The 25374-nt window shown below is 45.6% G+C and carries 24 protein-coding genes and 1 pseudogene; 18 read left to right on the top strand and 7 right to left on the bottom strand.

The window, feature by feature from the left end; all coding sequences use genetic code 11:
* Window positions 1-63: 63 nt before the first annotated feature.
* The 10 genes and pseudogenes from AB7D94_RS07770 to AB7D94_RS07725 all read left to right on the top strand — a co-directional run.
* Window positions 64-1320 (top strand): annotated as a pseudogene (locus AB7D94_RS07770) (AIPR family protein); the annotation flags it as partial.
* A gap of 153 nt (window positions 1321-1473) precedes the next feature.
* Window positions 1474-2454 carry a sodium:calcium antiporter gene (locus AB7D94_RS07765; RefSeq protein ID WP_420265209.1) on the top strand — a complete coding sequence of 327 codons (981 nt, stop codon included), beginning with the start codon at window positions 1474-1476 and terminating at the stop codon, window positions 2452-2454.
* A 21-nt stretch (window positions 2455-2475) separates the two neighbouring features.
* Complete coding sequence (gene cax, locus AB7D94_RS07760) at window positions 2476-3579, top strand: calcium/proton exchanger (protein WP_420265208.1); 1104 nt, start codon at window positions 2476-2478, stop codon at window positions 3577-3579.
* A gap of 49 nt (window positions 3580-3628) precedes the next feature.
* The gene (locus tag AB7D94_RS07755) at window positions 3629-5965 is read left to right on the top strand and encodes a heavy metal translocating P-type ATPase (protein ID WP_420265207.1); all 2337 of its coding nucleotides are present in this window, start codon (window positions 3629-3631) and stop codon (window positions 5963-5965) included.
* Between the two features lie 70 nt (window positions 5966-6035).
* A complete protein-coding gene (locus AB7D94_RS07750) occupies window positions 6036-6269 on the top strand; it encodes a hypothetical protein (RefSeq protein WP_420265206.1) in 234 nt (77 codons plus the stop codon).
* Window position 6270: 1 nt separating this feature from the next.
* Window positions 6271-6507, top strand: coding sequence for a hypothetical protein (locus tag AB7D94_RS07745; RefSeq protein WP_420265205.1), 237 nt, complete (start codon window positions 6271-6273; stop codon window positions 6505-6507).
* Window positions 6504-7106 (top strand): hypothetical protein, encoded by a 603-nt coding sequence (locus AB7D94_RS07740; protein WP_420265204.1) that lies wholly within the window; start codon window positions 6504-6506, stop codon window positions 7104-7106. Before AB7D94_RS07745 ends, AB7D94_RS07740 begins: the two co-directional genes overlap by 4 nt.
* Complete coding sequence (locus tag AB7D94_RS07735) at window positions 7099-7722, top strand: DUF454 family protein (RefSeq protein WP_420265203.1); 624 nt, start codon at window positions 7099-7101, stop codon at window positions 7720-7722. Before AB7D94_RS07740 ends, AB7D94_RS07735 begins: the two co-directional genes overlap by 8 nt.
* Window positions 7719-8810 (top strand): hypothetical protein, encoded by a 1092-nt coding sequence (locus AB7D94_RS07730; protein WP_420265202.1) that lies wholly within the window; start codon window positions 7719-7721, stop codon window positions 8808-8810. The genes AB7D94_RS07735 and AB7D94_RS07730 overlap by 4 nt, the downstream gene beginning before the upstream one ends.
* Before the next feature lie 18 nt (window positions 8811-8828).
* Complete coding sequence (locus AB7D94_RS07725; protein ID WP_420265201.1) at window positions 8829-9974, top strand: type IV pilus twitching motility protein PilT; 1146 nt, start codon at window positions 8829-8831, stop codon at window positions 9972-9974.
* A 61-nt stretch (window positions 9975-10035) separates the two neighbouring features.
* Here AB7D94_RS07725 and AB7D94_RS07720 read toward each other — a convergent pair whose 3' ends face one another.
* Together AB7D94_RS07720 and rpmB are read right to left on the bottom strand one after the other, a co-directional pair.
* A complete protein-coding gene (locus AB7D94_RS07720) occupies window positions 10036-10503 on the bottom strand; it encodes a DciA family protein (protein WP_420265200.1) in 468 nt (155 codons plus the stop codon).
* 9 nt (window positions 10504-10512) lie between these two features.
* Window positions 10513-10701, bottom strand: coding sequence for a 50S ribosomal protein L28 (gene rpmB, locus AB7D94_RS07715; protein ID WP_420265198.1), 189 nt, complete (start codon window positions 10699-10701; stop codon window positions 10513-10515).
* Window positions 10702-10842: 141 nt separating this feature from the next.
* Between rpmB and AB7D94_RS07710 the strand changes: the two genes are divergently transcribed.
* Window positions 10843-12561 (top strand): AMP-dependent synthetase/ligase, encoded by a 1719-nt coding sequence (locus AB7D94_RS07710; RefSeq protein ID WP_420265196.1) that lies wholly within the window; start codon window positions 10843-10845, stop codon window positions 12559-12561.
* Between the two features lie 94 nt (window positions 12562-12655).
* Here AB7D94_RS07710 and AB7D94_RS07705 read toward each other — a convergent pair whose 3' ends face one another.
* The 3 genes from AB7D94_RS07705 to AB7D94_RS07695 all read right to left on the bottom strand — a co-directional run bounded on the left by AB7D94_RS07705 (window position 12656) and on the right by AB7D94_RS07695 (window position 15415).
* Window positions 12656-13441: an ABC transporter substrate-binding protein gene (locus tag AB7D94_RS07705; RefSeq protein WP_420265195.1), complete on the bottom strand. Its 786-nt coding sequence runs from the start codon at window positions 13439-13441 to the stop codon at window positions 12656-12658.
* 24 nt (window positions 13442-13465) lie between these two features.
* Window positions 13466-14785, bottom strand: a complete 1320-nt coding sequence (locus AB7D94_RS07700; RefSeq protein ID WP_420265194.1) for a LysM peptidoglycan-binding domain-containing M23 family metallopeptidase — start codon at window positions 14783-14785, stop codon at window positions 13466-13468.
* A gap of 150 nt (window positions 14786-14935) precedes the next feature.
* Complete coding sequence (locus AB7D94_RS07695; RefSeq protein ID WP_420265193.1) at window positions 14936-15415, bottom strand: DsrE/DsrF/DrsH-like family protein; 480 nt, start codon at window positions 15413-15415, stop codon at window positions 14936-14938.
* A 392-nt stretch (window positions 15416-15807) separates the two neighbouring features.
* Here AB7D94_RS07695 and AB7D94_RS07690 point away from each other — a divergent pair, with 392 nt between their 5' ends.
* The 7 genes from AB7D94_RS07690 to AB7D94_RS07660 all read left to right on the top strand — a co-directional run bounded on the left by AB7D94_RS07690 (window position 15808) and on the right by AB7D94_RS07660 (window position 21464).
* The gene (locus tag AB7D94_RS07690; RefSeq protein ID WP_420265191.1) at window positions 15808-16479 is read left to right on the top strand and encodes a type 1 glutamine amidotransferase; all 672 of its coding nucleotides are present in this window, start codon (window positions 15808-15810) and stop codon (window positions 16477-16479) included.
* A 14-nt stretch (window positions 16480-16493) separates the two neighbouring features.
* On the top strand, window positions 16494-16832 hold the full coding sequence (locus AB7D94_RS07685; protein ID WP_420265190.1) for a P-II family nitrogen regulator: 339 nt from the start codon (window positions 16494-16496) through the stop codon (window positions 16830-16832).
* A gap of 38 nt (window positions 16833-16870) precedes the next feature.
* On the top strand, window positions 16871-18283 hold the full coding sequence (glnA, locus tag AB7D94_RS07680) for a type I glutamate--ammonia ligase (protein WP_420265189.1): 1413 nt from the start codon (window positions 16871-16873) through the stop codon (window positions 18281-18283).
* A 10-nt stretch (window positions 18284-18293) separates the two neighbouring features.
* The gene (locus tag AB7D94_RS07675) at window positions 18294-18740 is read left to right on the top strand and encodes a TIGR00725 family protein (protein WP_420265188.1); all 447 of its coding nucleotides are present in this window, start codon (window positions 18294-18296) and stop codon (window positions 18738-18740) included.
* 85 nt (window positions 18741-18825) lie between these two features.
* On the top strand, window positions 18826-20100 hold the full coding sequence (locus tag AB7D94_RS07670; RefSeq protein ID WP_420265187.1) for a DUF262 domain-containing protein: 1275 nt from the start codon (window positions 18826-18828) through the stop codon (window positions 20098-20100).
* Window positions 20101-20105: 5 nt separating this feature from the next.
* A complete protein-coding gene (locus AB7D94_RS07665; RefSeq protein ID WP_420265185.1) occupies window positions 20106-20762 on the top strand; it encodes a HEPN domain-containing protein in 657 nt (218 codons plus the stop codon).
* Window positions 20763-20897: 135 nt separating this feature from the next.
* Window positions 20898-21464, top strand: coding sequence for a pilus assembly FimT family protein (locus AB7D94_RS07660; RefSeq protein ID WP_420265184.1), 567 nt, complete (start codon window positions 20898-20900; stop codon window positions 21462-21464).
* 4 nt (window positions 21465-21468) lie between these two features.
* On the opposite strand, the gene AB7D94_RS07655 is transcribed toward AB7D94_RS07660, so the two are convergent.
* Both AB7D94_RS07655 and AB7D94_RS07650 read right to left on the bottom strand, forming a co-directional pair.
* The gene (locus AB7D94_RS07655; RefSeq protein ID WP_420265183.1) at window positions 21469-23187 is read right to left on the bottom strand and encodes a hypothetical protein; all 1719 of its coding nucleotides are present in this window, start codon (window positions 23185-23187) and stop codon (window positions 21469-21471) included.
* Window positions 23188-23352: 165 nt separating this feature from the next.
* The gene (locus tag AB7D94_RS07650) at window positions 23353-25176 is read right to left on the bottom strand and encodes a tetratricopeptide repeat protein (RefSeq protein ID WP_420265182.1); all 1824 of its coding nucleotides are present in this window, start codon (window positions 25174-25176) and stop codon (window positions 23353-23355) included.
* Between the last annotated feature and the right edge of the window lie 198 nt (window positions 25177-25374).

The following is a 25374-nucleotide window of genomic DNA, read 5'->3' as shown; positions in this document are numbered from 1 at the left end:
ATTATGACATCTGCTACCCCCACTGTAAAGATGGGGTTTTCTTGACGCTTACCCTATAACAACGGAATCACTGTGACAGCGGTTGAAGTGAAAACGTCTGAAAGTTCAAACGGAAAGTTGATGATAACGGGGGCTAAACACCTTCAGATTGTTAACGGAGGACAAACAACGGCCTCTCTTTCAAGCGCCAGGAGAAAGGATAAGGCAAGCCTTGAGCATACTTTCGTCCAAATGAAGTTATCTGTTCTTGCACCAGAAAAAGCCCAAAAAGTTGTTCCTAATATTTCCCGGTATGCTAACAGCCAAAACAAGGTTGCTGATGCTGACTTTTTCGCAAATCATCCTTTTCACGTGCGTATGGAAGATATTTCCAGACGAATATGGGCTCCTGCTGGCGGAGGAACTCAGCACGGTACCAGATGGTTCTACGAACGTGCCCGTGGACAATACCTTAATGAACAATCGCCTCTGACACCTGCAGCTCGCAGGAGTTTTCTTCTGCAGAATCCACGGGAACAAATGATGACTAAAACGGATATTGCAAAATTTGAGAATTCGTGGAACTGTCTGCCGCATAAAGTAAGTCTTGGTGCCCAGAAAAACTTTCGGGAATTTGCCGGATATGTTGATGATAAATGGGAAAAGGAGGACACTTTTTTTAATGAAGAATATTTCAGGCGACTTGTTGCTAAAGCAATAATTTTCAGACAGACTGAACGAATTGTATCCAGGCAGGATTGGTATCAGAATGGCTGGCGCGCTCAGACTGTTACATATACCATAGCTAAATTCTCACAACTGGTTAATATGACCGGTAACGGGAGAATTATAAATTTTCGTGCCATATGGAATAGTCAATGTTTATCTGGAGAAATGGAAAATCAGATTGAAGTTATCGCAGGTTATGTTTACAAGGTAATCTCTGCTCCTGATACCGGTTTTCAAAATGTTGGTGAATGGTGTAAAAAGGAAACCTGCTGGAGACGGGTTCAGGATTTAACAATTAAGTTGAGTAATAATGTGCTTGCAGGACTGGTTAAGCCTGAGGAAGAGCGCTCTATACTACGCGAAGCACGCTCGCAACAGCGAACAGATAATACCATCATGGCGCAGAGCACCGTCATTGAGCTCGGGCAAAGTTATTGGCAGGAATTGGCGGGATGGGTAAGTTCCAATTCACATATTACCGACGAAGAGAAAAGGCTGCTTCGGGTTGCTTGCTGCATACCGGAAAAGATACCTAATTCACGACAAAGCGAGTTTTTACTCAAGTTAAAAGAGAGGCTTGAAGATGATGGTTTTCCAGGACAAGGTCAATAACATATTAACACATATTTAAAAGTGGTTAAGTATTGTGATATTTTTGTAAACTTATTTTCCTGACATATCCCATTGTTACGGCGGCACTATATTTTTAACCATCAGATATGATATGCTTTACGGAGCGGTCGGTTTTTTCGGAGGTGTTGGCAGATGGAACATAGCGTGGTCTTCGTTTTTTTGATGCTTTTTGTGGGAATCGCCCTTTTGGTGTTCGGGGCGGATAAGTTTACTTATTGCGCGGAGCGTATCGGCAAGACTCTTAAACTTTCCGGCTTTGTCATTGGAGCGGTGATAATCTCCATTGGCACGTGTCTGCCTGAGATGATTGCGTCTATTTTTGCCGTTTTAAAAGGCTCTACGACGATTGTTGCTGGTTCTGTCATCGGCTCAAACATTACAAACACCTTTTTAGTGCTTGGAATCGCCTTTTTGTTTTTTAAAGGCGAACACATCAAAGTTGAACTTATAAATATAGATATACCTTTTTTTATTACCGCAAACGCCCTTTTTACCTTCATGACCTTTCGCGGCCACTATAAGACCTCAGACGGAGTTCTTTCTCTTATCGGAGTTGCCCTCTACATCTGGTCGGTGTTTGGGAGAAAACCAGGCCATGAGCCTGAGTTGGCGTCTGAGGCGGAAGAGGAAGGTGAGGCACTCCCCGCAACAATGTTCACATATGTCCTGCTTGTTGCCAGCTCTGTAATGCTCTATTTCGGAGGCGAATGGACTGTGGATTATATTAGTGAAATTGCTCAAATATTTCACATAAATGAAGGAGTCATAGCCGGTACCGCGGTTTCCATTGCCTCCTCTTTGCCGGAGCTGATGATTTCCTACAAGTATGCCAGAAGGGGCAAACTTGACGTTGCCCTTGGTAACGTCGTCGGCTCAGGGATATTTAACTTTTTCTTCGTAATTGGCGTGGCTTCTCTGTTTAGTTATTTTACTCCCAACCCGGGGGTGCTTTTGGTTGCCGCGGATACCATAAACAAGGGGTTGCCCGTGATGCTGTTTGGCTCTATAATTTTTACCTTTGTCGTTATTGACAAGAAGCCTTCAAGGTATGAGGGCGCGATGTTTTTACTCATCTACGTGTTTTATCTTGGGTGGATGCTCAAGTGGTTGTAGTTACTCCAGGAGGCTTTATATATGATAAAAATAGGTAAATATGAAATTGGGATATTGGACTACTTCCTTGTTTTCATTCCAATTGCTGTAATACTTGAGCTTAGACATGCAAGCGGCACGATGATTTTTGCCGCGTCCGCTATTTCCATCATACCTCTGGCGGCGATAATGGGCAAGGCAACCGAACACCTGACCGAAAAAGTCGGACCCGGTATCGGCGGGTTCCTCAATGCGACATTTGGCAACGCGGCTGAGCTTATTATCGCGGTCATCGCTATCAAAGCCGGAATGTATGACGTCGTAAAGGCTTCGATAACAGGTTCTATTATCGGCAATATCCTGCTTGTCCTCGGGCTTAGTTTCATAGCCGGAGGGTTAAAACAAAAGATTGTGCACTTCAGCGCCACAACTGCCGGCCTATACTCTACAATGCTGGTACTCTGTTCTTTCGGCCTCGTAGTCCCCACAGTCATCAACACACTGTTAGGAGAGCACTCTTTAACTAAAGCGGTTGTAGGGAATCTGAGCCTTAAATTAAGCCTCGCAATTGCCATAGTGCTTTTTGTTACCTATGTACTGAGCCTCGTATTTTCGCTGAAAAGCCACAAACACTTATATGGAGTTGGCGAGGCAGAGGCGCACGGCGATGAACCCGGAGAGAGCTGGAGCGCCACTAAGTCCATCAACGTGCTCCTGGCCGCTACGGTGGGAATCAGCTTTATGAGTGAATTTCTGGTTAGTTCACTGGAGTCGGCAACTAAGTCGTTTGGGATGAACGAGGTATTTGTCGGCGTGATAGTCGTAGCGTTGGTTGGCAATGCCGCAGAACATAGCACCGCAATCCTTATGGCGCTTAAAAACAAGTTGGACGTATCTGTCTCAATAGCCATTGGCTCAAGCTCTCAGGTGGCAATGTTTTTGGCCCCGGTGCTGGTTTTTATCAGTTACTTTGTCGGCCCTGCACCTATGGATTTGACATTTACTCCGCTTGAGACCCTTTCAATATTATTTTCTGCCTTTTTAGTGCATTTTATCGCCTCCGATGGGCAGACGCATTGGATGGAGGGCGTGCAGCTTTTGGCATTGTATATTATCTTAGGCATTGCTTATTTCTTTATATATTGAGTAAAATGCCCTAGTTTTTGTAGCATGTTTTGTAACATGAAGGAGGATAATGGAGACATTACCAAAAACAGATGATGATTATGGGCAGATTCCGACAGAGACAAACGCCGGGCATATGTACCCGGGGAAGGCGGCTTCGCATGGTTCAGCAATTACATCCAACGTAGTTGGTCCCGCTAATGTTGTCAGTGCGGGGGTATGCGGTGAAGCCCCTATTAAAAGTTCATCCGCAGTTTTAGAGGTTAACAGCGCTTTGCTCAAGATGCGCCTGTCTTGTACCGTTAAGCACTCCATAACAGGCCGGATTCGGATTTGCGTCGCACTTCTGGCCTCGTATAAAGATTTGAGCGTAACGCTTGGCAATTACTTAAAAACACAAAGCGGCGTGACCGATGTGGATGTTAACTACTTCTGCGGGAGTTTTACCATCTACTACGATAAAGACACCACCGCAACGGATGTAATAGTGAAGTCGGTTTCCGCAATGACTATATCAGATGTTGTGGGCTTAAAGGCACAGCCGGTTCAGGTAAAAACCGAGGACAAGGAAATTTCGCTGTCTTATTTCAGATGGGCGTCGGTTGCGATGGGGTTGAGTCTTGGGCTTGGCGGCGTTCCGGTGCTTGCCCTTGCCATCGTCTATCCAATGCTTCTTTATATCGCCGTGCCAGTTTATAAACGAACTTACAAGTGTATTACGAATGAACACAGATTAAACGTGGACTTTCTTGACGCCGCAGCCCTGACTGTGGGCCTGCTTACCGGAGACGTTATAAACGCCTCCGCTATGGTTTGGCTGATTCACCTTGGCGATTATATAAGAGATCTCACGGCGTCCAGTTCGCATAGAACGATCAGAAAGTTATTGGATTTCCAGGAGAACTACGCGTGGGTGGTAAGGGGTGAGGTTGAGGTAAAGGTTCGGGTCAAAGATATCAAAGTCGGGGAGGTAGTTTCCTTAAACGTCGGGAATCTTATCCCTGTTGACGGTGAAATAACAGAGGGTGAAATAATCGTTGACCAGCAGGTGTTAACAGGGGAGTCATTCCCTGTCCATAAAGAGGCTGGCGATATGGTGCTTGCCGCAACGGTAATAAAAGACGGCAAGGCGTATGTAAGGGTTACCAAAACTGGCGATGACACAAAAGTGGCGCAGGTGGTCAAAATGGTAGAAGAAGCCCCGCTTTATGAGACTAAAATACAAAACCACGCCGAAAAGTTTGCGGACAGAGTTGTGATGCCCTCACTAATTACCACATCTTTAATCTTCGCCAGCACGTTAAGCCTTCCCCATCTCGCGGCACTTCTTACTGTGGATTTCGGCACCGGAGTAAGGGTCTCGGCACCGACTGCGGTGTTGTCCTGCATGATTTCGGCCACATCGCACGGGATTTTAATAAAGGGCGGGAGTTATCTCGAAAAACTCTACAAATCCGACACTATAATATTCGACAAGACGGGGACGCTTACAACCGGAGAGATTAAAGTAGAGGACGTAATCGGTTTTAACGGCTATGAAGAGGAGGAGATAATCTCATACGCGGCCACCGCGGAGCTGCAGATGACACATCCGATAGCCGAAGCCGTGGTAAAGTACGCGGAAAGTAAACACATTGAACTTAAAATACGAGATACCGTTGTGTACCGCGTTGGACGCGGAGTGGATGCCTTGATAGCCGGTAAAAATGTGCTTGTTGGGAGCTTGAGGCTGCTTAATGAAAACTCCGTACCCATAGACGATGAGATTGTAATCGTCACCGACACACTTATCAGCGACGGCAAAGCGGCGTTGTATATTTCAATAGACGGAAGGCTTGCCGGTATTATTTCCTTCAGTGACCAGATACGCAAAGAGGCTAAGGCGATGATAGACGAGCTTCACCGTGTGGGCGTTACCAATGTCATAATGCTAACGGGGGACGTGAAAAAGGTGGCCTATCCGGTGGCAAAGATGCTGGGTATGGACAAATGTATTGCCGGGGTGCTGCCTGAACAAAAGGCCGAGGTTGTGATAGATTTAAAGAAAAAGGGCCACGTAGTGGCTTTCGTTGGCGATGGGATAAATGACTCCGTAGCGCTTTCTTATGCGGACATCGGGTTTTCTGTAAAGGGTGGGGCGGATATTACAAAAGAAACCGCCGGGGTAATCCTGCTTGACGACAATCTGCATAAAATTCCTATGGCATTTGAGATAAGCAAGGAAACCATAAAACTGATCAAGGAAAACTACGCGATAACAGGGGGGCTTAACGTAGTGGCGTATGCCCTTGCGGCGTTTAATTTGATCTCTCCTGTCCTGAGCACACTTATCAGCAATGGCTCGGCCATCATAGCCTGTATCAATGGTATGAAACCTATAATAAGAATGAAACTCAAGGGGCGTTAACAGGTACTTGCTATTTATGTATGCCTTAGGTATACTAGAAACAGAATATATCACTTATCAGGAGGACGATATGGAAACGGTATTGGCTGGGATATTTGGTGGAGCGGTAGTTTATGTTGCGGGTAAAACTGATGTTCTAAGGAATGTTGTAAAGGGAGTTATAAAGATGGGGTATTCGGTTACGGGAGCGGTAGCCTCCGGCGGAGGGGAGACGCTGGAGTCAATTAAAGACATTATTGCTGAGAGCAAGTCAGAGTACGACGCTGAAAAGGCTGCAAAGGCAGAGGCGATGGTCAAGGCGTAATATGGGATATATAATTGCCGGCATAGTGGGTGGACTTGTGGTAGTGTTACTTACAAAAGTGCTCCCCAACAAGGGTTTTATTAAAAGTCTGATGAAGCTGTTTTATTCTATAAAAGACTCCTTGTTCTCCTCGTTTTGCCACTCGTTTGAGGAATTTAAAGACATAGCGGCAGAGAGCAAGGCCGAATATGAGCTTGAAAAGATAAAAGAGGCGCAAGCAAAGGCTGAAAGGAAATGACAGGCACATATAAGCTAAAGGCGGCTCATCACATAAAGGGACGGCTCAGGCTAAAGGTTGAAACCGATATGGACATGAGGGTGTTCTTTGTTTTTTTTGGTGCTGCCATAAAAAGGGTAAAAGAGATAAAAACAGCGCAGGTTAGCCGTTATGCCGCTTCGGTGACCCTTTATTTTGATGATAGGAGCTGTGACGCGGGCAATTTAATAACAAGGCTCAGTGAGCAGATGGATTTTATAATGTCGCTTCCGAATTTTACCGGCACATATGAGGAGATACTGAATGCCTTGTGTCGTGGTGAAAGCGGTGCCATAGAAATAACAATCAATGGGGATGAGATCACGGTAAACGATGTTTACGGGCAAATGATAAAAACCTTTTCACGGTCGGGCGTGTTCAGGAAAGACACTGTGATTTCGGCAACAACCATGTCTGCCGGGCTTTTTACACTTCTTTTAGCCCCGGCTCTTCCGACTCCCGCATGGCTGGTTCTCTTATTTTTTGGCTACAGCTCTCTTAAACAATATGAGTCCGCTAAAGTAATCGAGCAGCTCTTAGTGCAGTCACTGAAACACGAACAACAGGACGAAAATGACTAACATCATTGCAACAGAGTCCACCCCTGAGTGTGTGTCTGGTTGCGCTTGCCCGCCTGAGGGGAGCCTGACTACGGTGGGCATGGAAGTGTATATTCCATTTGAGGTTAAGCATTCCATTTCCGGACGCCTGAGGGTGGTATCTGAGGCCTTCGTGGCAAATAAGCCTCTGAGTACGGCTGTCAATACAATAATCCTCGCTCTGCCGGGCATCAGAGAAACATCGCTGAACAACTGCTGCGGCAGCATGACTATATACTATGATGAGCAAGTGATTAGTGAGACAGATATATTAATAAACATGAACGCTATTACTATGAATATAGTCGTTACCAGCAACGCTTATAATATATCCTTAGAGAAATCCATGTTCGTGCAGGTTAATGAAGACACCAGACCGAACAGATTATACGAGATTGTTGGAGTTCTGCTGGCAGGGCTGGGAATAATCACCCTTATTCTGCCTGGAATACCTGGGATACCAATTTTAATGCTGTCTGCATATTTTTTAGCAAAAAGCGCCGGACCTTTATATAACAGATTGCTTAATAACAATTATATAGGCAAGTATTTAAAACAACCGCAACGGCTTGCAATTACCGATAATCGTGAACAATGAAAATAAAGGGGGCAGATTTTTTCGACTCTCTTTGCGGTATCCTGACTGAAAAAAGGGGGGACATGCTCTACCTGACCCCGAAAGAGGCTCCATATATCAGAATAGGGAATGCGCTGTCAAGGGTCGAATCCGTGGTGCCTATAAACGAAAAAACTACCGTTGGATTCGTTAATTTACTCATTAACAGCTCAACTGTAAAGGTGAAAAAACCTTTTATGGAGGCGCATTTTAATTATGAATCCATGGAGACAGGAAAGTTTAAGGTGCAGGTGTCTCATGGATATAATGGTTACATGTTGTCAATAAGCCCCGTTGTTGATGAGGTGCCAGAGATAGAGTCTTTGGGTTTCCCTGACAGAATCAAAAAGCTTGTCCACACGCAGTCGGGGCTGATACTAATAATTGGGAAAAAAAACTCCGGCAAAAGTACAACAGCGGCTTCGTTGGTTGATTTTATTAATAAAAATTATTCTAAAAGAATTGTTGTGATGGAAGAGTCTCTTAAGTATCTTCATAGAGATTGGCTCTCAACGGTGAAGCAGCCGTTTATCAGAATATCTGACATTTTGAATCTGACAAGTGAATTCGATAAAACCGTAGGGGATGCGTCAGTGATTGCCATAGACGGCTTTCCCATGTATGAAACGATGAGCCTTTCGCTGATGGCCGCAAGGAAAGGTATTTTGGTGATAGCCGCGGTAGGCACAAACGGAGGTGTTTCTGAGGCCCTTCGGCTAATGATAGAGTGTTTCCCTGAGAATGATAGAAAGGAAGCGAGAAAAACACTTGCGGCAACCTTAAAAGCGGTGTTGTGGCAAAATCTGTTACCTAAAAAAGATGGTACCGGAGTATTGCCAGTTTTTGAAATGCTTCTTAACGACGCTGTAATATCCTCCCTGATATATAACGAGAGATATCATCTTCTAAGGCCGACAATGGCAGCAGGCTCTGTCAGGGGGATGATAACCATAACACAGGCATTGGCTGAGGCCGCCGGTAAAGATATTTTAAACAAAGAGGCCGCAAAAAAATTCAGAGATGATACTTATTCATATTATGTAAATCCTGTAAAAGAGGCTTATTACTAAAAGGAGGCATATATTAACATGGGTAACTCACATGAAGATGATGACAGTTGGGTAGATGCAGAAGAGTTTATACATAAAATCGAGGCGATAAACAAACCCAGGGCGGATGTGCCCGAGATAGTTAATTATTTAATAGCCGCTCGTGAGATTAACGCCTCTGATATATATTTTTCTGTTGATGAGTGTCCTGTGCTTAAGCGCCACGGAAAGTTTCACAAACTTTTGGAGAGCCCTTTTTACCGGCAGGAGGAACTCAAACGTCTGGTATATGGGATATTGGATAAGGGCGAGATACAGAGATTTGAAAAGCAACTGGATATGGAGCTGATGTACGTAAGCGACGAAACTGGCAGTATCAGGATTAATCTTTATCACAGCCAGGAGGGCATCGGTGCGGCTTGCCGTATAATTCCACGCAAAATACCTGAATTGCAGGATTTAGGACCAAAGGAATCTCTTGAAAAAATTGCCGATTTAGAGGAGGGTTTTGTCTTAATAACAGGTGAGGCGAGATCGGGTAAATCCACCACGCTTGCGGCCATAATTGAGCATATAAATATTAACAAGAAAAAAGTCATTATAACCATAGAGGATTTAATTGAATATTATCATGCCAACCAGTCTTCACTGATAGACCAGCGCCAGGTTGGATACCACACCCTGAATTTTACAACCGCTATTAATACCGCGATTAGAAGTAAGGCAGACGTAATAGTCCTTACAGATATAAAGAGCAAAGACGAGATGAGCCTTGCCATGAACGCGGCGGACGCCGGTATATTGGTAATAGCGGTTATGAGAACATTTGGCGGTTCGGGCGAGGCAATATACAGGATGCTTAATTTTTACAATGAGAGTGAGCAAAAATTTGCAAGCTATCAGCTCTCACGGGTTTTGAGAACCATCATATGGCAACAACTGCTGCCTCTTAAAGACTTTGTGGGGACGGTCCCTGCAATGGAGATTTTGCATAATACGAAAAAAATATCAGAATTGATACGAACGAATCAATTGGAGAAGATTTACAAAGAGGTTGGAAAGAACCGCGCATTAGGGATGCAAACGATGGAACAGTCCTTCGAATTCCTTCAAACCGTACACGAAATTGAGGGGAATGTCTCTCTTGCCTTCAAATACGGAAAGTTCCTTCTCGCACTATTATAATAATCCCCGCATAATAATCGTGTTTGATGAGGCAAATTCTCAATACAAACTTGCAGTCTGCTCATCGCCTGCTGACGGCCTTCATTCGGGCGAATGATTTCAGCGCTGTCCTGCACAGCACCTCTCTCAACTCGTCGTCTTTTATATCCGCGGAGAGTGACTCCACATATGCCGTTTCCCCCGCGGTAAGCGCGGCATCAATTGGAGCAGTGCCAGTTGTGGGCGGTGTTATCTGCTCTGGCCATACGACAGGCCCCGGCCTCAATTTAATTGAGGCAACTCCAAACTCACCCAGCTTTGAGAGAATCTCACCTCTGAGGAATGAAAGCTCTTTCATCCAGACATTGGACTCGACATTGATTACGAGCTGGGCGTTTTTGAAAAATACGGGTTGGGCGTTAAGCGAGGTTGGAGGTTCAATCAGCGTGTGCCAACGATTTTTTATCCTCTCCAGCGTCATCAAATCCACCATACCGAGATGCTCGGCAAGGGATTCTATGAGTGTTGCAGCCCTCTGAAGCCTGCTCACAAATGCCTGCTAAATGGCCTTTTTTACCTTGCCCGAACGAAGACATCTTGTACATACGGACACCTTTCTTGGCCCTTTGTCAGTTATTGCCCTGACAGGCTGGAGATTGGGATGAAACCACCGCTTCGTCCTGTTGTTGGCATGGCTGACGTTATTGCCGACCTTCTTTGCCTTTCCACATACATAACAGCTTGCCACTATATTATCCTCCTCAGTTAGCGATCTTAATGGGGTATTCTAACAGAGCTGCCACGAATAAGTAAATTGCCCGTTTATCATTTTGAAGATAATAATGTAAAATACAAAAAAAGGGGACGAATCTTAAAGGGGACAAATCTTATGGAAAATGGAATAGCTTTCAAAACAGAGGCACAGGTTCTCATAGAAAGAAATAATAGTGAGCCGGAGGCGATCAGGTTTGTGGTGTCGCTTCCGGGCGGCGGCCAATTAAACGTAACGTGGCGGGATTTCCTTTCGTACTCATCAAAGGCGGCCCTGTATCTTAGCCACCTCGGCGTCGGTCCAAACACAAAAGTGGCAGTGTATGCTAAAAACCGTATCCAGTGGCCGATATGTCTTATGGCTATCCACGCCTGCCGCGGCGTGTTTGTCCCCGTCTATCATTCAAACACGCCCAGGGAAGTTGAGTATATCCTCACGCACTCAGACTCTGAGATTCTGATAACCGAGCTGGACATGCTCCCCACCGTACATAAGATATGGGGCAGCCTGCCGCTTATTAAAAAAATTATCCTCATGGATATGAGAGCTAACTCTACGCCAGACGTCGCGAATCTTAAGGAATTGAAAGATAAAATCGTGTTTATGGACGATGTATACGCCACTGGTGAGGGGCTGGTCTGCGACGCCCCTGACGGCTTTAAACGTCTTGCGGAGCTGATAACCAAAGACGATGTCTCCACGATACTATATACCTCCGGCACAACCGGCCCTCCCAAGGGCGTTGTGCTGACATATGAAAACCTGTACGTAAACGCCGGTGACTGGATAGACGTACTAAGCCCTCTGATTCCCGATACAATGGTGGATTTGCTCTGGCTACCCATGTCGCACATCTTTGGTTGGGGCGAACTTGGCCTTGGCAATACGCTTGGATTTACGACATATTTCACGACCCCTGTGGCCGTACTTTCTGATATGCCGACGGTGAGGCCGACGATATTCATAAGTGTGCCGGCCTATTGGGAAAAGTTATATCTTACTGCGAAGGCGTCCTCAGGCCACAAGAACGAACAGATAGCGAAACTCAGGGAACTGACGGGAGGACGGCTTAGGTTTTGTCTTTCCGGTGGGGCGGGGCTAAGGCGTGAGATAAAGGCGTTCTTCTACGACGCCGGACTTTTGCTTATTGAAGGCTATGGCCTTACCGAGTGCTCACCCACGCTGACGATGAACAAAAAGGACGACTTTGATTTCGACACTGTCGGTAAACCATTCCCGCGCGTAGAGTTGAGGCTTGCCCCGGATGGGGAAATCCTTGCAAAGGGTTTAAATATCTTTAGGGAATACTACAAAGACCCGGCCGCCACAAAGGAGGCCTTTGACGCGGATGGATGGTTTAAGACCGGGGACCTGGGGGAGTTTACACAGCGGGGGTTTCTCAAAATAAAAGGCAGGAAAAAGGAGCTGATAGTGACGTCGGGAGGGAAGAACATATCCCCGCAGCTTATTGAACTGCGCTTTAAGGACGACCCCTACATTGAACATATCGTAGTTTATGGAGACGAAAGAAAGTACCTCACAGCGCTGATAACACTAAAACAAGACGCCATCGCCGCATACGCAAAGAAACAGGGCATAACATTCGGGAGCTTCACAGAACTGGTTACAAACGAGGCAATAATTGCCCTCGTCCAAAACAGCGTTGACAAAATAAATAATGACCTTGCGTCGTTTGAGACGATAAAGAAATTTCATATATACGACGGGCACCTGACGCCGGAGCGAGGGTTTCTGACCCCTTCGCTGAAACTGCGAAGACGGAACATCTACGAGGCATTCAAAGACAAACTTGACGCCCTGTATGTGGAGCACTGAAGCCGCCAACGGGCGGCAGCCCAAACTCAATAGACAAAACATGTGCAAAACTATGGGGTGAAGGGGGGGTTACCCCCCCTTCGTCGTTAATCCTCTAATTCTTTGCATTTGGTATGAAAAGACTGCCACCGTTTTTGTAGTTGGCGATGGCTTCCTGCCCTTCCTTTGATGTAATCCAGTTTATGAACTCCATGGCTTCCTTATATTTGGCGTGCTTATATTTTTCAGGGTTTACGGCCATCACACCGTATTGATTAAATAGTATGGGGTCTCCTTCGAGTAGGATTTGAAGGTCGAGTTTATCCTTTTTTGCGAGCCATGTGCCGCGGTCGGTAAGGGTATATGCCTTATGCTCGTCGGCGACGCGTTGAGTCCTCTCCATACCCTGCCCAGCTTCAAGATACCAGCCCTTGCCTTTTGGGTCAATACCGGCCTCTTTCCAGATAGCCTGCTCCTTAGTGTGCGTGCCGGATTTATCTCCTCGCGAGACGAAGGGTGCCTCTTTCAGTGCAATATTTTTAAACGCGGCAACCGCACTTTTCACGCCCTTGACACCGGCTGGGTCATCTTTATGCCCTATCAGCACGAAGTCGTTGTACATGACATCTTTACGGTTTACGAACCATCCCTCTTGTACTGCCTTTAGTTCCTGGTCCTTAGCGTGAACGAGGACAAAATCAACATCCCCTCTTTTTCCTATCTCAATAGCCGCCCCTGTGCCGACTGCGACTACCTCTATCTTAATGCCGGTCTTCTTCTGAAATATGGGTAGGATGTAATCGAAAAATCCAGAGTTCTGAGTGCTCGTTGTCGAGGCGCAGCGAACCGTTTCAGCGGCTGAGGCCAGCGGCATATTCATCAGCACTAACACCAAAATCATCAAAACTCTGATTTCAGACCACCCCTAATTTAAATTTCTGGTGGTTTTTTGCGAGAGCCTTGCCACTTGGGACCTGGACAGCTCAGAGCGCATCAGGGCAACATAGGTATTGAAAGCCTCTTTGTGTTTGAGGGGAATAGGGCTTGTTGGTAGCTTCATCGTAAGCGGGTCTATGGGTTTGCCATCAAGTTTAACCCTGTAATCAAGATGGGGGCCGGTGGCATATCCAGTTGCGCCTACATATCCGATGATCTCACCCTGAGTGACCTTTACGCCGTTTCTCATGCCCCTAGCAAACGCCGAGAGATGTCCATAGCCGGTGACATAGCCGCCCGAATGCCTGATAAATAATTGATTTCCATACGCAACCGTACGCCCGGCGTCAAAGATAACGCCATCGCCAGCCGCTGAAACCGGAGTCCCCTTGGGGGCGGCATAATCTACACCGAAGTGAGGGCGGGAGATTCTTAGTATGGGATGAAATCTGCTTTTAGAAAAGAACGAACTGATATACCTGTACCTTAGGGGCGCTCTCATCAGTGTCTTCTTTATGGAGTTGCCATCGGGGCGAAAGAACTCATCCTTGCCGTCTATTTCGTATCTGAGCGCCTCATAACGATCCCCGTTGTTTGTGAATCTGGCGTAGAGAATCTTGCCATACCCCTTAAATACGTTATCCCTGTACAGCTCTTCGAGTACCACCTCAAACGTGTCACCCTTTCGGAGGTCAGTCATGAAATCAATGTCGTAGGCAAATATGTCGGCCAACTCAAACGCAACATTCATGTGCTCCCTTGACTTGCCAATGGAATCAATGAGGTTGTGGTTTATTTTGCCTGAGATTGTGCCTGTTCTCTTTTGATAGGCCAGCGACACCACCTCGGCCTGAAAAAAATTCTCCGCCTCAGCAAGGGTTTCGTCGGCAGAGGCGTCCACATATCTTTTGACAGACAAAAAAGACGAGTCGTCTATGGCATAGTTAAGTTCAAGAATATCATTGTTAGTTGGATTGATGATAATTTTATAGGACATTGTCGGCCTTAATGTCTTCAGGTTATAGAGGTCATTGGAGGCCAGCGAGATACTTATCAGGTCGTCTGTCTTGAGGTTATATTTTTTACTAATGTCCAGAAGCGTCTCCCCTTTTTTAACAAACCCGTTAATAACCCTGACTGGCTGGACAACCGTTTCCCCCGATATTTGGCCAGAAGGTGATATTGAGTTTAATGCCTCTGTGGAGAGCGGCGAAAAATGCGTAATTGATAAAAAAATAACGAATACAAAAAAAACAATCCGACGCCTATCCTTATTAAAAACTACACGGCTGATACGGCTGGCTGACATGGCATACACCTCCTCCTGAAATAGAAAAACACAAAAGAAACGACACTACCGAACCAAAGGCTTTAACAGCGAACAAACAGCACGGGATACAAGGCGGAATGCCCCCCGTAGAGAACACCCGCGTTATATTCCATATAGGCAGTAGCAGTACTAAATAAACAACGTTATATCGGCATCAAGAGCAAAGTTTAGAAACTCCGCCGCCCCTGCAACCATTACCCCATCAACGAGGTCGTCTTTAGATACATTGGTCATTTCAAGTGTTGGAGTACAGGCAAGCATCTTGACATCCATTTCACGGCACGCGTCAACGAGTTCAGGAATAGACGGCCAGTTTATCTTCTTAATCATGCCCTTCATCATTGATGTGGCCATAGGGGTCATGCCGGGCAGCATTCCTATTATATTGGGCATAGGAATTGGGGAAGGCATGGCCGGATTGCCTATCGGTGAGACCTGCAGGTTGCGATATTTTTTCTTGTTAATTATATCCACGCCGTACAGAGTGAAGAATATTTGCACGTCTACATCCATTGCGGCCGCGGTTGACGCCAGAATAAGTGGCGGATATGCCATATCAAGCGTCCCTTTGCTGGCGATTACCGCCATTCTCTTCTTTTTAGCTGTCATAATGTACCTCCATTTTTTTTAAGTATGCGTAGTAAACCATATCATGTGCTGCTATGTCAATAAATTTAATTGCCCTGTCAGCAATTCTCAATGAGGTGAAAAAAAATGGCGACAAGGTAAGCAGCGACAATACATAATTGTAGGACAGAACATTTATGTATCGCCTGATGATGGCCAAACTGTTTATATATCGGCATCTTACAGTTGGCATGGTTTATGATTATAGTATGCGGCAGCGGAGTTGCTATATGATCTGGAAATGGGATTTCGATGAAAAAAATTTAGTTGCACGTGTATTTATGTAACTTTTGCGTTGTTGTTTTGCTATAATAGCGACGGTGGCGCTGTGTGATTGGCGGTGCCTTAAAAACAATTTGCAAAGGAGTCGGCTGGTGTCTGTTTTGATAATCAAAAATATAGACAGCGAAGGGCCTGGCACGATAGAGGACTACATCAAAGAAAAGTCCATACCGTACCGGATTGTTAATATTACCCGCGAGCCAGTCCCTGATGCCGACGGTTTTGATACGCTGGTCATCATGGGCGGCCCTATGAGCGTAAACGACGATGACGATTATCTCAGGAGAGAAGAGGATTTAGTAAGGCGTTTCATAGGCAATGAACGAAAAGTCCTCGGCATATGTCTTGGCTCACAGATGATAGCGAAGGCGCTGGGGGCGAAGGTTTACAAGGGGCCGGCCCCTGAGATTGGCTGGTACCGGATAGCGGCATCCGGGGCGGGGATGGCCGATGCGGCGTTTTCAAGGCTTGCCGTGGCCGATACGTCTGAGCTGATGGTTTTTCACTGGCATGGCGAGACATTTGATTTGCCGGAGGGGGCGGTGAGGCTTGCCTCTAACGCGCTTTATCCCAATCAGGCGTTTAAGTATGGAACGGGCGTCTATGCCTTTCAGTTTCACATAGAGGTGAACAGGGAAATGGTCTACGACTGGATGAGACACGAGCCGCTTGATATGGGGAAACTAAGGACGCAGACTGAGGAGATATATCCGTCTTATTCGGGGCGCGCCCGCGCATTTTATGAAGGATTTTTCAATAAATAAAGGAGGGCTATAAGGTGAAGAAAATCGAGGCAATAATAAAACCGTTCAAGCTTGATGAGGTAAAAGACGCCATAAACGCAATCGGCGTACAGGGCATGACAGTAGTAGAGGTAAAGGGGTTTGGCAGGCAGAAGGGACACACTGAGCTATACAGGGGCGCAGAGTATGTTATAGACTTCATACCTAAGATAAAAATAGAGCTTGTGGTCGCCGACAACATGGTCGAAAAGGTAATTGATACTATAGAAAAGACGGCCAAAACGGGAAAGATAGGAGATGGGAAGATATTTGTGTATAACATCGAAGACGCCCTGAGAATAAGGACAGGCGAAAGAGGCGAAGTAGCCCTTTAATCATCACCAATATACTAAATTCAGGAGGTTAACAACAAATGACACCAAAAGAAGTACTCGCGTTTGCGAAGAAAAACGAGGCTGTAATGGTAAACCTGCTGTTTGTGGATTTCCCCGGCATGTGGCAGAATTTCTCCGTACCCATCGGGCAGCTCGGCGAAAAGTCGTTTGAGGAGGGTTTTGGATTTGACGGCTCTTCTATAAGGGGATGGCAGGCGATAAACGCGTCAGACATGCTCGTGCTGCCTGACCCGTCCACAGCCATGATGGACCCATTCAGCAAGTACCCGACGCTTGATCTTATCTGTAATATAATAGACCCGATAACCAAGGCGTCCTACACCCGTGACCCACGATATATAGCCCAGAAGGCACATTCGTACTTACAATCCACCGGCATTGCCGACACGGCATACTTCGGGCCGGAGGCGGAGTTCTTCATCTTTGACGACATACGCTACGACCAGACGACAAACAGCGGCTACTACTTTATTGATTCCAAAGAGGGCATCTGGAACTCAGGCAAGGATGAAAAACCGAACCTCGGCTATAAGCCGCGCTATAAAGAGGGATACTTCCCCGTATCTCCGAATGACTCGATGGAAGACCTGAGAACAGAGATGGTGGTAACACTGCAAAAATGCGGCATTGAGGTAGAGGCGCAGCACCACGAGGTGGCAACCGCCGGACAGGCGGAGATAGACATGAGATTCTCACCGCTTGTGAAGATGGCCGACTGGCTTATGATATTTAAGTATGTGGTGAAAAACGTGGCGAATAAAAATGGAAAGACCGTGACGTTTATGCCCAAGCCGCTGTTTCAGGACAACGGCTCAGGGATGCATGTCCATCAGAGCCTGTGGAAGGGAGATAAGCCGCTGTTTCCGGGAAAGGGATACGCCGGCCTCAGCGAAATGGCCCTGCACTATATCGGAGGAATCCTCAAGCACTCAAGGGCGATTGCGGCGATAACGAACCCTACGACGAATTCATATAAGAGACTGGTACCGGGGTTTGAGGCCCCTGTGAATCTGGCCTATTCGGCGCGAAACCGCTCGGCCTCAATAAGAATACCTATGTACTCACCATCGCCAAAGGCAAAACGCATTGAGGTGAGATACCCCGACCCATCGTGCAATCCATACCTGGCGTTTACCGCAATGTTGATGGCGGGAATAGACGGGATACAGAACAGAATAGACCCGGGCGAGCCGCTTGATAAGGATTTGTATGATCTTGAGCCGGAGGAGTTGGCCACCGTACCGCAGATGCCGGGGAGCCTTGACGAGGCATTAAACAATATAGAGGCCGACCACGAGTTTCTGTTAAAGGGCGATGTGTTTACGGAGGATGTGCTGAAGACATGGGTGGCCTACAAGTGGGAAAAAGAGGTGGACGCCATGAGACTGAGGCCGCACCCGTATGAGTTCTATCTGTATTATGATGTTTAACATTTAAGAAGTGGTAATAGTAGGAGTAATCGGAGGAAGGGATGTAAGTCCATGGCACCTCGGGGAAGCCGAAAAGGTTGGCAGGCTGGTCGCGTTAAAGGGCGGCCTGTTAATCTGCGGCGGCCTTGAGGGCGTCATGGAGGCCGTCTGCAAAGGCGCAAAAAAGGGCGGCGGCCTGACAGTGGGGGTATTACCGCAAGGGGATAAAAAGCACGCCAACCGGTACGTTGATATCCCGATAGCAACGGGGATGGGTGCCGCAAGAAACGCCATAATAGCGCAAACCGCGGACGTACTTATAGCCATTGGCGGCTCATATGGAACCCTCTCAGAAATTGCCTACGCCCTGCAGTTTAATAAACCGGTCATAGGGCTTAAGACGTGGGATGTTGAAGGCGTAATAGTAGCAGAAACCGCCGCTGAGGCCGTTGAGAAAGCGTTTAGTTACCATAAGTAAGTCTGTGCCTGTTTTCCCTTCTGATTGTTGACTTTCTCATATTTCTGTGTCATAATAACCATATACAAGAAAAGGAGGAAATATTATGGACGATGAATATGATGTAATTAACAATGATGATAGAAAAGATGATGAGAATCAAGATGATGTAAAACTTCGTGATGTATTTGAAAACGCAAAGGCTGTGTTATGGGCTACTGATTGGACAGTTGATACAATATTAACTCAAATAAAACGCGGTAATATTGATATGAATCCTAAATTTCAAAGACGCGATGCTTGGGATCAAAATAGAAAATCAAAGTATATAGAATCATTGATTTTGGGGCTTCCCGTTCCACAAATCATATTAGCGGAGAAAAAAGGTAAAAATAAAAAGACCTATTATATTGTAATTGATGGTAAACAAAGGCTGCTGACTTTAATTCAGTTCTGTTTAACTACACAGTATCTCTCTGAGACAGGAGAATTTAAAGAAGATGATTTCGATCCTATTAAACCATTAAAGTTAAAAAATATTGATATAAAAGAGTTGAATGGTTTAACCTATTCTGACTTAATCAGTAAACCAGAGCTGTATGGGTATCGCACTGATTTCGATAACCAATCAATTAGGACTACCATAATAAGAAGCTGGCCTAATGAAGATTTCTTGTACAGAGTATTTTACAGGTTAAATACTGGTAGTTTACCTTTGTCGCCACAAGAACTAAGGCAAGCATTGCATCCTGGCAGGTTTCTTGATTATATTGATGAATTTACTAACAAAAGCACAATCTTTAGGTCTCTTTTTAACATAAAAAAACCTGACCGGCGCATGAGAGATATAGAGCTATCGATAAGATTTATTGCATTTAAATATTATTTAGCAGACTATAAAAGCGATCTAAAAAAACATTTAGATTATGTATGTAAAGATCTTAATGATAAATGGATCTATGGTGAAAATAAAATTGTAAACCAACTGAAAGAACTAGAAAATGCTATAGAATTCACTTATAAAATATTTGGGAAGAACAAAGCTTTTAAAAGAATTGATAATCGTGGAACAATAAACAAAGCTGTTTATGATATAATGGTATATTATTTTTCGGAATATGATATTAGAAAATATATAACAGAACGCAAGTCTAAAGATGCTGTCGTTAAGGAGTTTAATAGACTTTGCGAAGAGGACGAGACTTTCATTGGTTCTATTGAATCATCTACAAAAAGTACTCGTAGTATCGTAGAAAGAATTTCAATATGGGGAAAGTCTCTTTCGAAAATATTGAATATATCTTTAGATATACCAATGATCGCTGAAGGGAGTGCCGGATCAAAAATAGAAATTAAAATAGTTAAAACAAAAGCTGCATAGATATTATGTCAGAAAGGTTTGAGGAATTGAAAAACCGGCTGAATCAATTAAGTGAACACTTCATCTCGGGATCGAAAACCATTGAACAAGATGATATTAGGGCATATATATTGCTGGCGCACGCTGAGATCGAGGCATATTTTGAAGATATAACGAGAGATATAGCCGTGAATGCTTATACTAATTGGAATGAAAAAAGTACTCTATCGGCAACTCTGATATCGTTGGCTATTTATAGTGAACGCAACTTTGGAAAAGTACCAATAGAAATAATAAATATATCTGGTACGGCTAAGATGAATGCAATACTACAAACAGCATTGAATTCATTTGTCATAAACGTCAGCCATAAAGATGGAATTAACGGTGTAGTGCAGGCATTTGCTAAAACTGTAGAACAAAATCATGGAATTACAGAGGATCGGTTATTAAAATTACTGATACCTATTGGAGTTCAAAAAAACGAACTCAATAATACTTGGTTGGTCGATATCAATCAATTTGGTGAACGGAGAGGTGATATTGCACATCAGTCACTTACAAAAGCTAAGGAAATTCTCTATCCACTGTCACAGGAAATAAAAGTCAAAAGAATATTGGATGGAATAGAAGAATTGGATAAAATATTGATCGGCTTGTCCGAGAAACAAACAAGGGTCTGACATCATATAACAAACAGGTAATAGGGCTTAAGACATGAGATGTTGAATGAGTTATAACTGTAGAGAACGCGGCTGAGGCCGTTGAGAAGGCGTTTAGTTATAACACCTGAATCTGCATCCGGAGGCAGTGAGAGAATGGGAGATAAGAAGATAAGAATCCTTTCGGCAAGGGATATAAGGGGTTTTTCGTTAGTTGAACTCATGGTTGTTATTGCGATAGTCAGCTTGTTGACCGCTGTTGCGGTACCATTGTTTCTGGGGCAGAGGGAAAAATCAAGGGTGAGGGCAACTGCGTCAAGCGCCAGGAGCGCGGTTGCTGATTTACAAGCATCTCTTGATGCTTACATGTCCGGAGATCCCATTGTCATAACTTCCAATCCATGGGGCGGACAAGAATGCTATGAGACCGCAAACGCAAGCACAACTGGTAACTCTTGTTTAGCCCTCTTCAATCAAACACCAAGCGTGTACAAATACACCGCATACCCGGGTGGTATGACTGATGTTCTGTCCATCTTTGCGGCTGGCCATAATTGGAGTGGAAACACGAGCGCGTATAACGGTCTTCCCTTGTTCGTAACGGCGTCTCCGACAGACGGCCAGGTTCTTTTAAGTCCGGCAGGGAGCAAATCTATTTATATCATGGCCTATGCCTCAAACTCCACAGCGCCGGTATTCAGCCAATTAGTAACCAGCCGATAGTTACTTACTTATCTGCCGCCTCTTTCACTCCCATTTTCGTCAGAATCGTACTCTTTCTATAAAATAAATCCGCGTCCTTTGGCGAAAGAGTAATCCCTTTTTCTATCGCCGCCAGGGCCTCCACATATCTGTGCATACCAGATAGCGCCTCCGACAACAATTTGAGGTTCTCCACATCTTTCGGATTGATAAGGATGAGCTTCGTTATATACTCAATGGCCTCGGCATATTTTTTTTCTGCCACTAATGAAGACGACAGACGCTTATAAAACTCAGTCCTGTCGCCCTTATACCACAGCCTGGCCGAGCCGAGCAGGTACCTCTGTGCCTCCTGAATCTTACCCTGTCCAATCAGGGCAGCGCCCATGTTGAAGTTTAACTCATCATTATACGGGACTATCTGAAGCCCTTTCTCAAATTGAACCACCGCCTCGTCTACTTTGCCGCCTTCCATCAGATAAACGCCGTAGTTGTTATGCGCCATATAGTTGAATTCTGTTACATAAATAGCGTGTTTGTAGAGCTGGCCTGAGTCCCTCCAATACCCAATCTGCCTCCACGTAAATGCCCCTAACACGGCCAATATCAATACGGCGGCCACTGCATTCACGGCACTTCTTCTAAATATTTTATCTGAAATATCACGAACGCCCCACGCGATAACTATGAAAATTCCGACGAGTGGGACATACGTATAACGGTCGGCCATCGGCGACAGGTTGACCTGAAAGACCTGTAAGACCGGCACTAACGTGCCCAAATACCAAAACCATCCCACAAGCAAATAGGGATATTTTTTACGAACAACAATGGCGGTAATGGTGGCAGACACTAAAAATACGGCAGACGCGGCAGTCTCCCACCACGGCCATACCTTGAGGTATGGATAAAGCACCGTCAGATGAGCCGGACTTATCATGTGGACTAAATAACCCGTATAGGAGTTTATCGCCCTGATTATTCGCACACCCAAAGGCAGACCCTCAAGGGTAATAACCGTTCCAATTCTCCACTCCGGCAAAATCGTCATAAAAAGGGAAACCGCCGAAAGTATAAAAAACGGGATCTTCTCTGTGAGCAATCCCGGTAGTCCCGCTCGTTTTCGCGCTTTATACCGCCTTAACGGCCAGTAGTCCAACAAAAGCAGTAAAAACGGCACTGTAACGAGCATCGGCTTTGACATAAGCCCACAGGCAAAGGCGGCAAGCACAGATAAATATCTCCACAACACAGGGCGACGCACATAATAAGTGTAAAAAATGAGGATTAAAAACCAAAAAAATGTCGAAAGGACATTTTTCCTCTCAGCCGCCCACGCCACTGAATCAACACTCATCGGATGCAGCGCAAACAACGCCGCCACAAACGCACTTTCCCATAGTCTGCCCGTCATCATCCTCATGCACAAAAAAAGCAGCACCGCGTCTGCGATATGAAAGAACAAGTTCATCAGGTGATGCCCCCTCGGATTCAGGCCAAACAGCTCAATGTCCGCCATATGTGAAATCCACGCAAGTGGATGCCAGTAGGAAAAATATGAGGTCGTAAATGCCCATCTGATGTTGGCCATAGTAAGGCCAGAGTGGATTTGGGCATTGTTGACGATGTAGTCATAGTCGTCGTATGTGACAAAATCATTATACCTAAGCGGCAGGTAACAAAAGAAAGTGGCCGCTACAAGTATCAGTATAATGAGATATATTAGTCTGCGCTGCCTGTCCATAGTGTGAGGGGTATTATAGCAATTTGCCTGATTTAGGGCAATGGAAGTAAGAGGATTAACAGATTAACGACGAAGGGGGGGTAACCCCCCCTTCACCCCGTATTTTTGCCCACGCTTTATCTATTGATTTCCATCTGCCGCCCGTTGGCGGCTTCAGTGTTGGTGCTATTCTATCTCCTTACGCATTTGCTTCGCGACCACATTTGCGGGGTCAAGGCGCAGGGCCTCTTTTAACTCGACAGCCGCCGCCTTAACATCTCCGGCCTTTATCAGCGCCGCCGCCTTGTTAGAGTGAAGGGCGGCGCTGTTTGGCATAATTTCCAGCGCCTTATTAAAGGTCAGCGCGGCTTCCCTGAATTGACCCTTTTCCTGTAACGCCATTCCAAGATAATTAAACGCCTCCACATCTCTGTTGTTAAGTAGCAGGGATTTTAAGAAAAACCCCACGGCGTCATCGTATTTCTTCTGATTAAAATAACCAATGCCAGTCTTTTTATACAGGGCGGCGGTATCCCCATGAAACCATAAGGCAGCGGCATTAACAAGGTACTTGTCATCGGGTGTGCCCTTTGCTGAGAGGGCCTCCCACATATTGAGATTCAGCTCATCATTTGAGGGCATTATCTCAAGGCCCTTTTTGAATTGCTCAATGGCATCGTCAAACTTGCCCTGCTTCATCAGCACCTGACCGTAATTATTGTAAGCAAGGTAGTTGCCCTTTGTGACGTCAATGGCGTGTTTATAAAGTGTGGCTGAATCCCTCCAATACCCTGTTTGCCGTATCGTAATAAACATCAGTGCAGAGATGACTGCGATAGCCAACGCCGCCGCAACAGCTCTGGGATGCCTGAGCGTCGCAAGGACATCCCCCGCGCCCCACGAAATCATAATAAAAAGCCCCACCGCGGGGATGTACATGTACCTGTCCGCCATCGGGGCCGCCCCCACTTGCACGATTTGAATAACCGGCACAAGGGTCACTATATACCAGAGCCATCCCATCAGCAGATACGGCGCGGTCTTTCTCTTCATAAATACAACGGCGGTTACTATGACGAGCACTAAGGCGGTTAACGCGATGGCCGGAGGGGATTTCTCCTCTAAGTATGGATAAAACACAGCCAACCGTGTGGGGACGAACAGTTTTGCGATATAACCGGCGTATGACATAACGACGTTTATGACACGTATGGCCAATGGCAATGTGTTAAAGGAAATAATCGCCCCCTCCTGGCGTTGCGCATATATGGTGATGGTTGACGACACAAATGAAAGGAGAAAAAAGGGGATTTTCTCAGCAATTAATCCTGCCACCGGATATTTATTGATGACGGTTTGTCCCGTTTTGAAACGCCCAAGCGGCCAGTAATCAATCAGCAGGAGCGTAAAGGGAAGTGTTACCGCCATCGGTTTTGACATCAGCGCCAGAGAAAAAAGAAACAAAACAGATAGATATCGCATAAGCGTCTGGCCACTGACATAACGGGCATACGCCATAAGCGTGGTAAACCAAAAAAACGCGCACAAGACATTTTTTCTCTCCGCCACCCACGCCACAGATTCAACATTCAGGGGATGAACGGCAAAAAGCGCCGCCACAAACACACACAACAGCGTGCGATTCGTCTGTACCACAGGTGTTATCGAATAAAGCATAAAAAACAACAACACCCCGTTTATCGCGTGAATGAATAGACTCGTTAGGTGATGTCCCCTTGCCCCAAATCCGTAAAGCGAGACATCGGCCATGTGGGAAATCCACGTAATTGGATGCCAATTTGAAAAATAGAAGGTGCCAAATGCCCACCTAATGCCCTCAACGGTAAGCCCGTCTTTAATGGATGGATTGCCTGTGGTGTATTTATAATCGTCAAAACTAACGAAATCGTTATGCAAAACCGGATAATAAGCAACAATCGCGGCTAATAGCAAAAATATTGCGTAGTAAAGCCTCATGCGAGCCGAAACCAAATGTTCCCCCTTTATCACAGCCTCATCCGCATCTCATAATCCTACAACCTTAGCGCAATACTATCACAAACACAACAAATAATCAACAACGCCTGATACGCTGGCACACAGGGCAAACGCATTAGAAATTGCCTCCCTTATTGTTGTCACCGCCCTTATTGTTGTCATTCCGGCTTGTCCGGAATCGTGCGCCTGTGAGTGTGCATAGTCAGAGGG

The sequence above is a fragment of the Candidatus Magnetominusculus dajiuhuensis genome, from assembly GCF_046044395.1.
Taxonomy (GTDB): domain Bacteria; phylum Nitrospirota; class Thermodesulfovibrionia; order Thermodesulfovibrionales; family Magnetobacteriaceae; genus Magnetominusculus; species Magnetominusculus dajiuhuensis.
This window is presented reverse-complemented; position numbering and strand designations above follow the sequence as displayed.

Coding starts and splice junctions, on each gene's coding strand:
- AB7D94_RS07765 (WP_420265209.1), top strand. CDS start 1,474: ATGGAACATAGCGTGGTCTTCGTTTTTTTGATGCTTTTTGTGGGAATC.
- cax (WP_420265208.1), top strand. CDS start 2,476: ATGATAAAAATAGGTAAATATGAAATTGGGATATTGGACTACTTCCTT.
- AB7D94_RS07755 (WP_420265207.1), top strand. CDS start 3,629: ATGGAGACATTACCAAAAACAGATGATGATTATGGGCAGATTCCGACA.
- AB7D94_RS07750 (WP_420265206.1), top strand. CDS start 6,036: ATGGAAACGGTATTGGCTGGGATATTTGGTGGAGCGGTAGTTTATGTT.
- AB7D94_RS07745 (WP_420265205.1), top strand. CDS start 6,271: ATGGGATATATAATTGCCGGCATAGTGGGTGGACTTGTGGTAGTGTTA.
- AB7D94_RS07740 (WP_420265204.1), top strand. CDS start 6,504: ATGACAGGCACATATAAGCTAAAGGCGGCTCATCACATAAAGGGACGG.
- AB7D94_RS07735 (WP_420265203.1), top strand. CDS start 7,099: ATGACTAACATCATTGCAACAGAGTCCACCCCTGAGTGTGTGTCTGGT.
- AB7D94_RS07730 (WP_420265202.1), top strand. CDS start 7,719: ATGAAAATAAAGGGGGCAGATTTTTTCGACTCTCTTTGCGGTATCCTG.
- AB7D94_RS07725 (WP_420265201.1), top strand. CDS start 8,829: ATGGGTAACTCACATGAAGATGATGACAGTTGGGTAGATGCAGAAGAG.
- AB7D94_RS07710 (WP_420265196.1), top strand. CDS start 10,843: ATGGAAAATGGAATAGCTTTCAAAACAGAGGCACAGGTTCTCATAGAA.
- AB7D94_RS07705 (WP_420265195.1), bottom strand. CDS start 13,441: ATGATTTTGGTGTTAGTGCTGATGAATATGCCGCTGGCCTCAGCCGCT.
- AB7D94_RS07700 (WP_420265194.1), bottom strand. CDS start 14,785: ATGTCAGCCAGCCGTATCAGCCGTGTAGTTTTTAATAAGGATAGGCGT.
- AB7D94_RS07695 (WP_420265193.1), bottom strand. CDS start 15,415: ATGACAGCTAAAAAGAAGAGAATGGCGGTAATCGCCAGCAAAGGGACG.
- glnA (WP_420265189.1), top strand. CDS start 16,871: ATGACACCAAAAGAAGTACTCGCGTTTGCGAAGAAAAACGAGGCTGTA.
- AB7D94_RS07670 (WP_420265187.1), top strand. CDS start 18,826: ATGGACGATGAATATGATGTAATTAACAATGATGATAGAAAAGATGAT.
- AB7D94_RS07665 (WP_420265185.1), top strand. CDS start 20,106: ATGTCAGAAAGGTTTGAGGAATTGAAAAACCGGCTGAATCAATTAAGT.
- AB7D94_RS07660 (WP_420265184.1), top strand. CDS start 20,898: ATGGGAGATAAGAAGATAAGAATCCTTTCGGCAAGGGATATAAGGGGT.
- AB7D94_RS07655 (WP_420265183.1), bottom strand. CDS start 23,187: ATGGACAGGCAGCGCAGACTAATATATCTCATTATACTGATACTTGTA.